Genomic DNA, 12279 nt, shown 5'->3' on the forward strand with positions numbered 1-12279 from the left:
GGGCGGGCGGCCAAGGCGGCGGACCAACCCAGCCGAACCCAGAGCGCGAGCCCGCGTCCGCAACATCGACACGTAGGTCGCGGTCATCGCGAACGCTGCCGCGACGTCCTTGATCGGCTGCTTGGCGTCGGTCAACGCCACTGTCGATTTCCGAAGTCCTCTGCACAGATGTCCGAAGTCCTCTGCACACCGTCTCCCCGCGGTCCGGGGGTGCGGCAGACCGCGCCCCGGACCGTCGACGGAGTTAGCGTCCTTGGAGCGAATGGCCGAGAAGCTCGCGGAGGACGGCCTGGGCGTCGATGACCGAGGTCGTCTGCACAGATGCCCGCGCTCTTCTGCAACTGTCGGATCGGATGTTCCTCGATCCTGATGGGGCCGCGGACGAGGTCCGACGGCGTTCAGTTCTCGACGTAGGCAGCCAGGTTCGCCAGCGACGAGGCCGGGCCGATTGCGTGGTCCTCTGAGGAGATGCCGTCGGGCACGTCGTCGGCGCGGATGTCGACACGGGTGCCACCCGCGACGGCGGTTGCCTGCCACATCATGAGCATCGTCCCCGAGAACGCGGGGTCGTCCGAGTCGAAGTCGACGGCCTGCACGACCCGCTCTCCCGGGACGATGTCGATGTACCGCACGCTCACCGCGTCCGAGTCGGCCGTGGTCTTGCCCGCAGCCGGTGAATCGCCGCCGTAGGTCAGCACCATCCGGTACGATCCGCCCGGCCGCGCGTCGAAGTGCTCAAACCGGCCGGACATACCGGCCGGCGGCAGCCAACGGAGCAGAGCCTCCGGGTCTACGAATGCCGCGTACACCGTGTCGGCAGCGGCGGCCACGACGCGGGACGCTGAGTCGGAGTGGGACACGACAGCAGTTTATGAGCCCTGATGGCGCCATGGAACGGGGTTGAGCGACATCGTGACCGGGGAAGTTCCAGCAGGACTGCCTATCTGTCTTGATAACGAAGGTTCGTGTTACACCTTCGAAGTGAAGGCATCGCTGCAGGTCAGATTTGTAACGCAACTCGTGTCCGCGCCTATGTCACGCTCTCGGGGGTCAGCGATACACTTTCGCTGTGAGGACGGGTTATGGACGTGTCTCGACTCGGGATCAGAATCTCGATGCGCAGCGCGACGCACTGACTGCGGCGGGCTGCGATCAGATCTTCGTCGACAAGGCATCCGGGAAGCTGGCCCGCCGGCCGGAGCTGGACAAGGCGCTGCTGTCGGCGAGCCGGGCTGGTGATCAGCTGGTGGTCACCAAGCTGGATCGGCTCGGGCGCTCCCTGGAGCACCTGATCGCCTTGTCCAAGGACCTGCAGGAGCGCAAGGTCGACCTGGTGGTGCTCGACCAGGGCATCGACACCTCTACCGCGCTCGGGCGGATGTTTTTCCAGATCCTCGGGTCGATCGCAGAGTTCGAGCACGCCTTGATGTCCGAACGCACCAGGGATGGTCTGGCCGCTGCCCGCGCCCGGGGGCGCACTGGTGGGCAGAAACCCAAGCTCGGGCCCCGGCAGGTGAAACTCGCCCGGGGCATGTACGAGGAGAGGGGACCGGACGGGCGCCGGGCGTACACCGTCGCGCAGATCGCCGCGGAGTTCGGCGTCAGCCGGCCCACGATCTACCGTCACCTCGAACGGAGCGCTACCTCGGCCTCGTGACACCGAACAGCGCCACACCCGAACAGGCGAGCGGGCCAATGGCCTCCGCGCAGCGCACCGCGAGATCCCGCACCTCAACGGACACGGTCAACGCAGGCCGCGCTCGCCAACCGCCACCGGTTCGCCATCCATCCCAGACCCTCGCCGTCGCGCACAGGAGTATGGGTCAAAAGCGCCGACTGTGCACACGAGTACGGTCAACCGAATGTCCGCACTCCTCTGCACGCGCACCCCAACTACGCAGGCGCCCGTGCAGACGACTTCGGGAAATGACAGTGGTCGCGGCCGGCGGGCTGTGCTCATCTGACGGTCGTTACTTGCACACGACCGAGGATCCCCGCTCAAGCGGCCCGCCACCGGGCATCACCGTCGTCATCAGCACCGGCCAAGGTGCCCGCCAGGGCGCTACTGGTCACTTTCGTGACTTTTCGTTCGGATGTTCCTCGTGCCGCGTGGCCGCCCCAGCGCGCGCCAGAGACCTCGCTGGGGCTGACAAGGTTTTGGCGCCTCGGCTTGTCAGTCGCTACGCGGTCAATGGGCCGCGGTGGGGCTGACAGGTGTTCGGGGTCAGGGGGTCGGGGCGATCAGGGCGGTGGCGATCGCGGCGATGCCCTCGCCGCGGCCGGTGAGGCCGAGCCCGTCGGTGGTCGTCGCGGACACGCTCACGGGGGCGCCCAGCGCGGTGGACAGCGCGGACTCGGCCTCCGCGCGCCGGGGACCGAGCTTGGGCCGGTTGCCGATCACCTGGATCGCCACGTTGCCGATGGTGAACCCGGCGGCCCGCACCCGCCGGGCGGCCTCGGCGAGCAGCAGCACGCCCGCGGCGCCGGCCCAGGCGGGTTCGGACGTGCCGAAGTTCGAGCCGAGGTCGCCGAGCCCGGCGGCCGAGAGCAGCGCGTCGGCAGCGGCGTGCGCGGCGACGTCGGCGTCGGAATGGCCCTCGAGGGCGGGCTCGCCGGGCCAGGTGAGGCCCGCCAGGGCCAGCACGCGGCCACTGGGGCGCCCGCTCGCGGGTTCCGCGAACGCGTGCACGTCGACGCCGATCCCGGTCCGTGGCAGGGCGTTCACGAGGTCTCCCCTTGAGCGGCGCCGAGCATCAGCTCGGCCAGCGCGAGATCGCGCGGCGTGGTGATCTTGACGGCCTCGGCGGCGCCGGGCACGACGTGCACGACCTCGCCGAGCTCCGCGACGAGCGAGGCGTCGTCCGTCGCGGACCGGTCCTCGTCCCCGGCCCGGGCGGCGGCGGCGGCGTGTGCCCGGTCCAGCAGGGCGCGGTCGAAGCCCTGGGGGGTCTGCACGAGCCGGAGCGCGTCCCGGTCCGGGTTGGCCACCACCTCGAGCGGACCGCCGTCGGCGTCCGGGGCGACCTGCACGATCGTGTCGGTCACCGCGGCGCCCGGCACCACCGCGCGGTGACCGGCCCGCACGGCCTGCGCCACACGGGCGATCAGCGACGCCGGAGCGAGCGAGCGGGCGGCGTCGTGCACGAGGACGACGTCGACGTCGGGCGGCAGCAGGGCCAGGGCCGCCGCGACGGACGCCTGGCGGCTCGAGCCACCGACGGTGAGGGTGACGGGCAGGGCGAGGCGAGCGCCGTCGAGCACGCGCCCGAACTCCTCGGCGAACCCCGCGGGCACGGTCACCACGAGCAGGTCGACCACACCGGATCCGGCCAGGCGCCGGGCCGCGTGCACGACCAGCGGGACCCCGGCCAGCGGCACCAACGCCTTCGGCAGGACATGCCCGAGCCGGCTGCCGCCACCCGCGGCGGTCAGGATCGCGGCGGTCGTCATCGCCGGCCCGACCCGGAACCGCCTCGGGCGCCGTTCCCCATGAGGAACGACGCCCGAGGCGATGGATCGTGCATGATCAAGAAGCGAGGACCTCGTCGAGGATGGCCGAGGCCTTCTCCTCTTCGGTGTGCTCCGCGAGGGCGAGCTCGGAGACCAGGATCTGCCGCGCCTTCGCGAGCATCCGCTTCTCTCCGGCCGACAGACCGCGGTCGGCGTCCCGGCGGGAAAGGTCACGAACGACCTCAGCCACCTTGATGACGTCGCCCGACGCAAGCTTTTCGAGGTTCGCCTTGTAGCGGCGCGACCAGTTGGTCGGCTCCTCGGTATAGGGCGCCCGGAGGACGTCGAATACCTGCTCGAGCCCCTCCTGACCAACCACGTCGCGGACACCCACGAGGTCGATGTTTTCCGCCGGAACCTCGATCGTCAGATCTCCCTGAGCGACCTTGAGCTTGAGGTAGACCTTGTCCTCGCCACGGATCGTGCGAGTCTTGATCTCTTCGATCAGCGCAGCACCGTGGTGGGGGTAGACAACAGTCTCCCCAACAGTGAAAGTCATGTGTTGTGGTCCCCTTTCGCGGGAATCCATCTTACCACGGCGCTGACCTGCAGCGTGGCCTTATGGCGTTCGTCATCGCAGGTCAGCGGGTCGGTCCGCAGGGCACCCTGGATGCACACTAGGCTGCGGGCAGTAGCGCGAGCTGTGGGGGAGTACTTTTCCTGCCCAACCGCCCGCCGCCCCGCCGCCCCGCAGCGCCGTCTCGAGGAGTCCACGTGGCCCGCGTCCTTCCGTTCCGCCGATCGGGTTCCCGATCTCCCCTGATCACCGTCCCGCTCCTCAGCCTGGCAGCACTGTCGCTCGCCGGCTGTTCTTCAATGAGCCCCATCACGTCCCTGCACCCGTACAGCCCGTCCGACGGCGTCCGGGTCTCGATCGGCTCCGACCTCACCGGGGAGAACCTGCTCGTGGTCACCACCGCGAAGGGTGAGCCCGGCGCCCTGATCGGCGCCCTGACCAACAAGGGCGCCGACGACGAGAGCGTGACTCTCGCCGCGGACGGCGCGAGCGACGCGATGGTCGAGGTGCCCGCGGGCACGACCGTCCTGTTCGGCAGCAAGGCCGACGCCCCCCTCGAGCTCGACAAGGTCAGCGTCGCGCCCGGCGCGGTGCTGCCGGTGACGATCTCCACCCCGAGCGCCGGGATCGAGCACCTCTCACTCCCGGTCCTGGACGGCACCCTCCCCCAGTACGCCTCCCTGGTCCCCACCCCGACACCGACCCTCTCCCCGACCCCCGCAGCAGGCTGACCCCAGCCGCGCTGCGCGAACCCCCGTTCTGCAAAGAAACGCCCGTTCTGCAAACTCAGTGAGTTCGCAGAACGGGCGTTAGTTTGCAGAACGGGGCACTCGAACGGCTCAGCCGAAGCGGCCGCTGATGTAGTCCTCGGTGGAGCGCTCGCGCGGGGCGGAGAACATCGTCGCGGTGGCGTCGACCTCGATCAGACGGCCGGGCAGGCCGGCGCCGGCGATGTTGAAGAACGCGGTCCGGTCCGAGACGCGCGCGGCCTGCTGCATGTTGTGCGTGACGATCACGATCGTGAAGTTGTCCTTGAGCTCGCTGATCAGGTCCTCGATCGCGAGCGTGGAGATCGGGTCCAGGGCCGAGCAGGGCTCGTCCATGAGCAGCACCTCGGGGCGCACGGCCATCGCACGCGCGATGCACAGCCGCTGCTGCTGACCGCCCGAGAGCGAGGAGCCGGGGCGGCCGAGGCGGTCCTTGACCTCGTTCCACAGGTTCGCGCCGCGCAGCGACGACTCGACGAGCTCCGCGGCGTCGCCCTTGGAGATCCGGCGGTTGTTCAGCCGGACCCCGGCGAGCACGTTCTCCGCGATGGACATCGTCGGGAACGGGTTGGGGCGCTGGAACACCATGCCGACCGACCGGCGGACGGCGACCGGGTCGACACCCTCGCCGTACAGGTCGACGCCGTCCATCGCGACCTTGCCGTCGACCCGAGCCCCCGGGATCACCTCATGCATCCGGTTGAGCGTGCGCAGGAAGGTCGACTTCCCACAGCCCGAGGGGCCGATGAACGCCGTCACGGAGTTCGGTTCGATGTTCACGGAGACATCGGCGACAGCGAGGAAGTCGCTGTAGTAGATGTTGAGGTCCTTCACGTCGATGCGCTTGGCCACGGTGTCCTTCAATCAGCGGAGGGTCTTGGGGGCGAACACACGGGTGATGAGCCGGCCCGCGAGGTTGAGCAGCATCACGAGCAGGATCAACGTGAGCGCGGCGGCCCAGGCGCGGTCGTAGTTGATCGTCGGGATGCAGGTGACTGCTGCGTTCGGGCACGGCACGAGCCCCTGGCTGTACTGCCGGTACACGTACACGGGCAGGGTCATCATCCGCCCGGCGAACACGTTGAAGTTGATCGAGTCGATCACGCCCACGGTGATGAGCAGCGGCGCCGTCTCGCCGATCACGCGCGCGACGGCGAGCATCATGCCCGTGCCGAGGCCCGCGACGGCCGTGCGCAGCACGACCTTGATCACGGTGAGCCACTTCGGCACGCCGAGGGCGTAGGCCGCCTCGCGCAGCTCGTTGGGTACGAGCTTGAGCATCTCCTCGCACGAGCGCACCACGACCGGGATCATCAGCACGGACAGCGCGACCGCGCCGACGACGCCGAACTTCACGCCCGGGCCGAACATCACGGCGAACAGTGCGTACGCGAACAGCCCGGCGACGATCGACGGGATGCCGGTCATGACGTCGACGAAGAAGGTGACCAGCTTCGCGAGCGCCCCGGTGCCGTACTCGGTGAGGTAGATCGCGGTGAGCAGCCCGATCGGGACGGAGATCAGCGCGGCGAGGCCGGTGATCTCGAGCGTGCCGACGATGGCGTGGTAGATGCCACCGGCGTCCATCCCGCCGAACACCCCGCGCATCGAGACCGAGAGGAAGTTCAGGTTGAACCGACCGATGCCCTTGGCGACGACGGTCCACATGACCGACACCAGGGGGATCAGGGCGATGCCGAAGGCCGTGAAGACCAGTCCGGTCATCACGCGATCGGTCACCCGACGGCGGCGGTCCGTGCCGGCGAGCATCAGGCGGGTGTGCTCGGACGGATTCGCGTCGAGGTCGGCTGCGCCGGACGGTGTGAGTGCGGTCATGTCAGTTCGCCCCCGAGAAGTCCTTGCGACGCGCGACGATCGCGCGGGCGGCCATGTTCACCGCGAGGGTGATGAGGAAGAGCGCAAGGCCGGTCGCGATGAGCGTGCTGACGCCCAGCGGGTTCGCCTCGGGAAACTGCAGGGCGATGTTCGCCGCGATGGTCTGGTGCTGGCCGACCTTGAGCAGGTCGAACGAGTAGGCCGCGCCGGGCGAGAGGATCATCAGCACCGCCATCGTCTCCCCCAACGCCCTGCCCAGCCCGAGCATCGCGGCCGAGACGATCCCGGAGCGCCCGAACGGGAGCACGGCCATCGCGACCATCTCCCAGCGGGTCGCACCCAGGGCCAGCGCCGCCTCCTCGTGCAGGCGCGGCGCCTGCAGGAAGACCTCGCGGCAGACGGCGGTGATGATCGGCAGGATCATCACCGCGAGCACGATCCCGACGCTGAGGATGACCCGCGGCGGGTCGGACGCCGGCCCCTTGAACAGCGGGATGAACCCGAGGTGCTTGCTGAGCCACGACCAGATCGGGAACAGCGTCGGCACGAGCGCCAGCCCGCCCCACAGGCCGTAGACGACGCTCGGGATCGCCGCGAGCAGGTCGATCACGTAGCCCAGGCCGCTCGCGAGGCGCCGCGGCGCGTAGTGCGAGATGAACAGGCCGATGCCGATCGCGAGCGGCATCGCGATCACGAGCGCGATGGCGGCGGCGAGCAGCGTGCCGAAGACGAGCGGCCCGACGAACTGCAGCAGGTTCTCGCCCTTGGGGAACCAGTTGACGTTCTCGGCGAGCACGCTCGCATTCGCCGTCATCGCCGGCCAGGCCTTCAGGACGAGGAACACCGCGACGGCCGCGAGGACCGCAAGGATGAGCGCCCCGGCACCCGTGGCGGACCACCGGAACGTCCGACCGGCGAACCCCTCCATCGAACGGCGGGGCCGCGTGGCCGGCTCGGCCGGTGGCGGCGGCTGGTCCGGTCTCGTGCGGTTCGTGCTGATCGTCACAGAGGCTCCGTCAGGCGAGTTCGCGAATCTTTCAAGAATACGAGCCCCTCGGAATCGTGCACCGGGGGCAAGTGCCGGTGGCCGGCCCCGCCCAAATATGGGCGGGACCGGCCTCGGTGGTGGTACGGAGTGCTCAGGCGCCGACCTTGATCGAGTCGATCGCAGCCTGGACGTCCTTGCGCAGCGTGGCCGAGATCGGCGCGGAACCGGCCGCGGAGGCCGCGGCCTGCTGGCCCTCGTCGCTCGCGACGTAGTTGAGGAAGCCCTTCACCAGAGCACCCTTCTTCGCATCCGAGTAGGTCGTGCAGACGATCTCGTAGGACACCAGCACCATCGGGTAGGTCTTGGGGTCCGTCGAGGCGCGGTCGATGTCGATCGCGATGTCGTGCGCGGCACGGCCCTTCGTGATCGGGGAGGCGTCGACCGAGGCCGAAGCGCCCTCAGGGGAGTGCCCGACCCACTGGTCGCCGACCTTGATCTTCGCGGTACCGAGCTCGCCGGCCTTCGACGCGTCGGCGTAGGTGATCGTACCCTGGCCGCCCTGGACCGCCTGGACGACCCCGGAGGTGCCCTGCGCGGACTGTCCGCCCTTGGTCGGCCAGATGCCGGCGGCCTTGTACGGCCACGCCTTGGCAGCGGTGCCGACCAGGTACTGCGTGAAGTTCTTGGTCGTGCCCGAGTCGTCCGAGCGGTTCACGGGAGTGATCGCCAGATCGGGGAGCTTGGCGGTCGGGTTGTCGGCCGCGATCTGGGGGGCGTTCCAGTTCTTGATCTTGCCGGAGAAGATGCCGGCGATGACGGCGGGGGCGAGGTTGAGCTCCTTGACGCCCTTGAGGTTGAAGACCACGGCGATGGGGCTGACGTACACGGGAAGGTCGATGCCCTGGCCGCCCTTGCAGGTGGCCTTCGACTTCGTGATCTCGTCGTCGGTGAGCGCGGCGTCAGAACCCGCGAACGGCACGCTGCCGTCGAGGAACTGGGTGCGCCCGCCGCCCGAGCCGACCGGGTCGTAGTTGACGTTGGCGTCGGGGTTGGACGACTGGAACCCGGCGCGCCATGCCTCCATGGCGGATTCCTGGGCGCTCGAGCCCGCGCCGCTCAGCTCGCCGCTCAGGGCGGCCCCGGTGGCGGCCTTCGTCGAAGCACCGGTCGCATTGTCCGAACCGCACGCCGCGAGAGAGAGGACCAGGGCGCCGGTGAGGGCGACCGCCCCGACGCGGTGGTGGAGGGAGAGCTTCACTGTGGTTCCGTCCTGTCGTCAGGCGCCGCGCACGGACTGCACGCGACCGAGCCTCACGGTAGGGAGCGCAAGTGGCCGGTCAATCGGTCGTGGGTGAACGCAGGATGAACGGTGGACGACGATCAATTGCACCAAAAGCGACGTACGTCACAAATCGAGGCTCACAGCTCGTCGTCGTCCATGAGCTTGTAACCCAGGCCGCGGATCGTCAGCAACAGGCGGGGGTTCGCCGGGTCGGGCTCGATCTTGGCGCGCACGCGCTTGACGTGCACGTCGAGGGTCTTGGTGTCCCCCACGTAGTCCGATCCCCAGACCCGGTCGATGAGCTGCGCGCGGGTGAGCACGCGGCCGGCGTTGCGCAGCAGCAGCTCGAGCAGCTCGAACTCCTTCAGCGGCAGCGGGACCTGCTCCCCGTCGACGTCGACGGTGTGCCGATCGACGTCCATCCGCACCCGGCCGACCTCGAGGGTCCCGTCGTCGAGGTCGTCGTCCACCTCGACTGTGCCGGTCCGCCGGCGCAGCACCGCGCGGACCCGGGCGACGAGCTCGCGGTAGGAGTACGGCTTGGTCACGTAGTCGTCGGCGCCGATCTCGAGTCCGACGACCTTGTCGATCTCGCCGTCCTTCGCCGTCAGCATGATGACCGGGACGTCGCCGCGCGCGCGCAGGGCGCGGCACACCTCGGTGCCCGACAGGCCCGGCAGCATGAGGTCGAGCAGCACGAGGTCCGCGCCCCCGCGGTCGTACGCCGCGAGCGCCTCGGGACCGGTCGCGGCCGTGGTCACCTCGTAGCCGTCCTTGATGAGCTGGTAGGACAGCGGGTCCCGGTAGGACTCCTCGTCTTCCACGAGCAGGATGCGGGTCACGCATCCACCTCCTCGGTAGTGGGGCGGTGCTCGGCACCGGGGGGTAGCTCGGCCGCCGGGAGGCGGAGGGTGAAGGTCGAGCCGCGCCCGGGGTGCGACCAGATGACGACGTCGCCCCCGTGGTCCGCGGCGACGTGCTTGACGATGCTCAGACCGAGGCCGGTGCCACCAGTGTCGCGCGACCGCGCGGGGTCCACCCGGTAGAACCGTTCGAAGACCCGCTCCTGCTCCTCGGCGGCGATGCCGATGCCCTGGTCGACGACGGCGATCTCCACCAGCCCGCCCTCGACCCGAACGCCGACCCCGACATGGGTCCCGGGTCCGGAGTAGGCGACGGCGTTGTCGAGCAAGTTGCGCACCGCGGTCACCAGCAGCGCGTGGCTGCCGTAGACGGTCGCGCCGCGCTCTCCCCCGGCGTCGACCGTGATGGCCTTGGCCGCCGCCGTCGTGCGCGCCCGGTCGACCGCCTCGGTGAGCACCGCATCGACGTCGACCAGGGTCAGCGCGCCGGCCGCGCCCGCGACCTGGAGCCGGGACAGCTCGATGATCTCGTGCACGAGCGCGGACAGGCGGTTCGACTCGCTCTGCATGCGGCCGGCGAACCGGCGGACGGCGACCGGGTCGTCGGCCGCGGCCTCGACGGTCTCGGCGAGCAGGGCCAGCGCGCCGACCGGTGTCTTGAGCTCGTGGGAGACGTTGACGACGAAGTCCCGGCGGATCGCCTCGATCCGGCGGGCCTCGGTCCGGTCCTCGGCGAGCACGAGCAGGCGGTTCGCACCGACCTGGGCGACCCTGACCTGCACCATGATCGTGCTGGCGCCGACCCGGCCCCGCGGCAGCTCGATCTCCTCGTCCCGGATCTCACCGGTGCTGCGGACGTCCGCGATGAGCTCGCGTACCTGCGGATGGGTGACGCGGCCGTCGCGGACGACGCCGAACGCGTAGGCCGGGGCGCTCGCGCGCAGCACCCGGTCCTCGTCGTCGAGCACCACGACGGCGGAGCGCAGCACGGCGAGCACCCGCACCAGCCCGTCGTCGAGCGGAGAGGCGGGCCGTTCGGGAATCTTGCGCTGCACCTGCTCGCTGTACTTGAAGGCGAGCGTCGCGGCGACCCCGACCAGGAGCCCGAGGAGGCCCGCGACGACAATACTGAATCCGTCCACCTCGTCAGACTACGGTTTAACGTGTTGCTACTTGTGCCACCGAGCAGGTCCAGCCAGCGGCCGCCCCGGATGTTCATCTGCGGTCGGGACTGCGTTCATCCCGCGCTGGAAGGCTGATCGACACCACCGAAGAGAGGTAGACATGCGGGAGATCTTCGAAGCCGAGCTCAAGCAGATCGGCACCGACCTGGCGGACATGAGCCGTCTGGTCGAGGTCGCGATCGCGAACGCGGGCACCGCGTTGCTGACCGGCGACCTCAAGATGGCCGAGGCGGTCATCGTCGCGGACGAGGCCATCAACACCCTCGAGCGTGACCTGGACACGCGTTGCGTCCACTTGCTCGCGCAGCAGGCGCCCGTGGCCACGGACCTGCGGGTCATCGTGTCCGCGCTGCGGATCAGCGCGACGCTCGAGCGGATGGGCGACCTCGCGCGCCACGTCGCCGAGTTCGCCCGGCGCAGCTACCCCAAGCTCGCGCTGCCGCAGGCTGTCTCCGGCACCTTCGCCGAGATGCACGCCGCGGCCACCCGGGTCGCGCAGCGCACCACGAGCCTGCTCGAGACGCGGGACGTCGACCTCGCGACCAGCATCGACCACGACGACGACATGCTCGACGAGCTGCACGAGGACAACTTCACGGCGATGCTCGGCGGCCACTGGAACGGCACGCCGCAGCAGACCATCGACACCGCGCTGCTCAGCCGGTACTTCGAGCGGTTCGGCGACCACGCGGTCTCGGTCGCCCGGCGGATCGTGTATCTCGTGTCGGGCGACTTCCCCGAGGACAACCGCCCGACGCGGTAGGTCCTGCGGATGTCCGGGAATCTGGCCGACGGCGGCGGGGCGGGTGCGCGTGAGACGGGTTCTCGCGAGACTGGCTCTGCGCCGCCGCCCGTCCGCCAGCTCCGCCTGGTGCTGACCGCCGACGACCTCGATGCCGCCGTCGCGTTCTACTCGGGCGCGCTCGGCGTTCCGCAGTGGGCGTCGTTGGAGGACCCGGAGGGCAGGGTCGTCATCCTCGATGCGGGCCACGCCACGCTGGAGATCACCGATCTCCCGCACGCGAGGTACGTGGACCGCGTCGAGGGCGTACCCGACGTCGAGCGCCCCGACGATCCCCGGCCCGAGGCCAGCCCAACGGCGGCTACGGCCAGGCCCGACGCCGACGCCCACGGGCACACCGGCTTCCTGCTGCGGGGGCGGCGGTTCGCGTGGCTGCTGGTCGACCACCACGGCGACGGCCGCCTCGCGCTGTGGGTCAAGGCGCCGCCGGGGGAGCAGGCCGGACTCGTCGCGCAGGACCCGGCCCGTGAATCGGCAACCTCTGACTCCAAAAAGACCCGTAACGTCCGAGCGTTGACGTCCTATAGGAC

Annotated in this window: 14 protein-coding genes; 4 read left to right on the forward strand and 10 right to left on the reverse strand. The window is 69.8% G+C overall.

Going from position 1 to position 12279, the window contains the following annotated elements:
• Window positions 1-398: 398 nt before the first annotated feature.
• Entirely contained in the window at window positions 399-860 is a 462-nt protein-coding gene (locus tag VIM26_RS22155; protein ID WP_331955326.1) for an SRPBCC domain-containing protein, read from the reverse strand.
• A 209-nt stretch (window positions 861-1069) separates the two neighbouring features.
• Here VIM26_RS22155 and VIM26_RS22160 point away from each other — a divergent pair, with 209 nt between their 5' ends.
• Window positions 1070-1657: a recombinase family protein gene (locus VIM26_RS22160; protein ID WP_331955328.1), complete on the forward strand. Its 588-nt coding sequence runs from the start codon at window positions 1070-1072 to the stop codon at window positions 1655-1657.
• A 567-nt stretch (window positions 1658-2224) separates the two neighbouring features.
• Here VIM26_RS22160 and ispF read toward each other — a convergent pair.
• The 3 genes from ispF to VIM26_RS22175 all read right to left on the reverse strand — a co-directional run bounded on the left by ispF (window position 2225) and on the right by VIM26_RS22175 (window position 4009).
• Complete coding sequence (ispF, locus tag VIM26_RS22165; protein WP_331955330.1) at window positions 2225-2725, reverse strand: 2-C-methyl-D-erythritol 2,4-cyclodiphosphate synthase; 501 nt, start codon at window positions 2723-2725, stop codon at window positions 2225-2227.
• On the reverse strand, window positions 2722-3450 hold the full coding sequence (gene ispD / locus VIM26_RS22170) for a 2-C-methyl-D-erythritol 4-phosphate cytidylyltransferase (protein ID WP_331955332.1): 729 nt from the start codon (window positions 3448-3450) through the stop codon (window positions 2722-2724). The genes ispF and ispD overlap by 4 nt, the downstream gene beginning before the upstream one ends.
• Window positions 3451-3526: 76 nt before the next feature.
• Window positions 3527-4009, reverse strand: a complete 483-nt coding sequence (locus tag VIM26_RS22175) for a CarD family transcriptional regulator (RefSeq protein ID WP_331955347.1) — start codon at window positions 4007-4009, stop codon at window positions 3527-3529.
• A gap of 317 nt (window positions 4010-4326) precedes the next feature.
• On the opposite strand from VIM26_RS22175, the gene VIM26_RS22180 reads away from it, so the two are divergent.
• Complete coding sequence (locus tag VIM26_RS22180; protein WP_331955334.1) at window positions 4327-4758, forward strand: hypothetical protein; 432 nt, start codon at window positions 4327-4329, stop codon at window positions 4756-4758.
• Window positions 4759-4866: 108 nt separating this feature from the next.
• Here VIM26_RS22180 and pstB read toward each other — a convergent pair whose 3' ends face one another.
• The 6 genes from pstB to VIM26_RS22210 form a co-directional block, all read right to left on the reverse strand.
• A complete protein-coding gene (pstB, locus tag VIM26_RS22185) occupies window positions 4867-5646 on the reverse strand; it encodes a phosphate ABC transporter ATP-binding protein PstB (protein ID WP_331955349.1) in 780 nt (259 codons plus the stop codon).
• A gap of 12 nt (window positions 5647-5658) precedes the next feature.
• Window positions 5659-6630, reverse strand: a complete 972-nt coding sequence (pstA, locus tag VIM26_RS22190; RefSeq protein ID WP_331955336.1) for a phosphate ABC transporter permease PstA — start codon at window positions 6628-6630, stop codon at window positions 5659-5661.
• A 1-nt stretch (window position 6631) separates the two neighbouring features.
• Window positions 6632-7558, reverse strand: a complete 927-nt coding sequence (pstC, locus tag VIM26_RS22195) for a phosphate ABC transporter permease subunit PstC (protein ID WP_331955351.1) — start codon at window positions 7556-7558, stop codon at window positions 6632-6634.
• 211 nt (window positions 7559-7769) lie between these two features.
• On the reverse strand, window positions 7770-8876 hold the full coding sequence (pstS, locus tag VIM26_RS22200; RefSeq protein ID WP_331955337.1) for a phosphate ABC transporter substrate-binding protein PstS: 1107 nt from the start codon (window positions 8874-8876) through the stop codon (window positions 7770-7772).
• A gap of 161 nt (window positions 8877-9037) precedes the next feature.
• A complete protein-coding gene (locus VIM26_RS22205; RefSeq protein WP_331955339.1) occupies window positions 9038-9742 on the reverse strand; it encodes a response regulator transcription factor in 705 nt (234 codons plus the stop codon).
• The gene (locus VIM26_RS22210; RefSeq protein WP_331955341.1) at window positions 9739-10905 is read right to left on the reverse strand and encodes a sensor histidine kinase; all 1167 of its coding nucleotides are present in this window, start codon (window positions 10903-10905) and stop codon (window positions 9739-9741) included. The genes VIM26_RS22205 and VIM26_RS22210 overlap by 4 nt, the downstream gene beginning before the upstream one ends.
• A gap of 142 nt (window positions 10906-11047) precedes the next feature.
• Between VIM26_RS22210 and phoU the strand changes: the two genes are divergently transcribed.
• Both phoU and VIM26_RS22220 read left to right on the forward strand, forming a co-directional pair.
• A complete protein-coding gene (phoU, locus tag VIM26_RS22215) occupies window positions 11048-11710 on the forward strand; it encodes a phosphate signaling complex protein PhoU (protein WP_331955343.1) in 663 nt (220 codons plus the stop codon).
• 9 nt (window positions 11711-11719) lie between these two features.
• Window positions 11720-12279, forward strand: a 560-nt coding sequence (locus tag VIM26_RS22220) for an MmcQ/YjbR family DNA-binding protein (protein WP_331955345.1), incomplete at its 3' end; no start/stop codon positions are given.

It is taken from the genome of Pengzhenrongella sp., from assembly GCF_036565025.1.
Lineage (GTDB): Bacteria > Actinomycetota > Actinomycetes > Actinomycetales > Cellulomonadaceae > Pengzhenrongella.

Bases quoted from the DNA above. Each gene is read 5' to 3' on its own strand.
- ispD (WP_331955332.1), bottom strand. From the start codon at position 3,450: ATGACGACCGCCGCGATCCTGACCGCCGCGGGTGGCGGCAGCCGGCTC.
- pstA (WP_331955336.1), bottom strand. From the start codon at position 6,630: ATGACCGCACTCACACCGTCCGGCGCAGCCGACCTCGACGCGAATCCG.
- phoU (WP_331955343.1), top strand. From the start codon at position 11,048: ATGCGGGAGATCTTCGAAGCCGAGCTCAAGCAGATCGGCACCGACCTG.
- VIM26_RS22175 (WP_331955347.1), bottom strand. From the start codon at position 4,009: ATGACTTTCACTGTTGGGGAGACTGTTGTCTACCCCCACCACGGTGCT.
- VIM26_RS22180 (WP_331955334.1), top strand. From the start codon at position 4,327: ATGAGCCCCATCACGTCCCTGCACCCGTACAGCCCGTCCGACGGCGTC.
- pstC (WP_331955351.1), bottom strand. From the start codon at position 7,558: ATGGAGGGGTTCGCCGGTCGGACGTTCCGGTGGTCCGCCACGGGTGCC.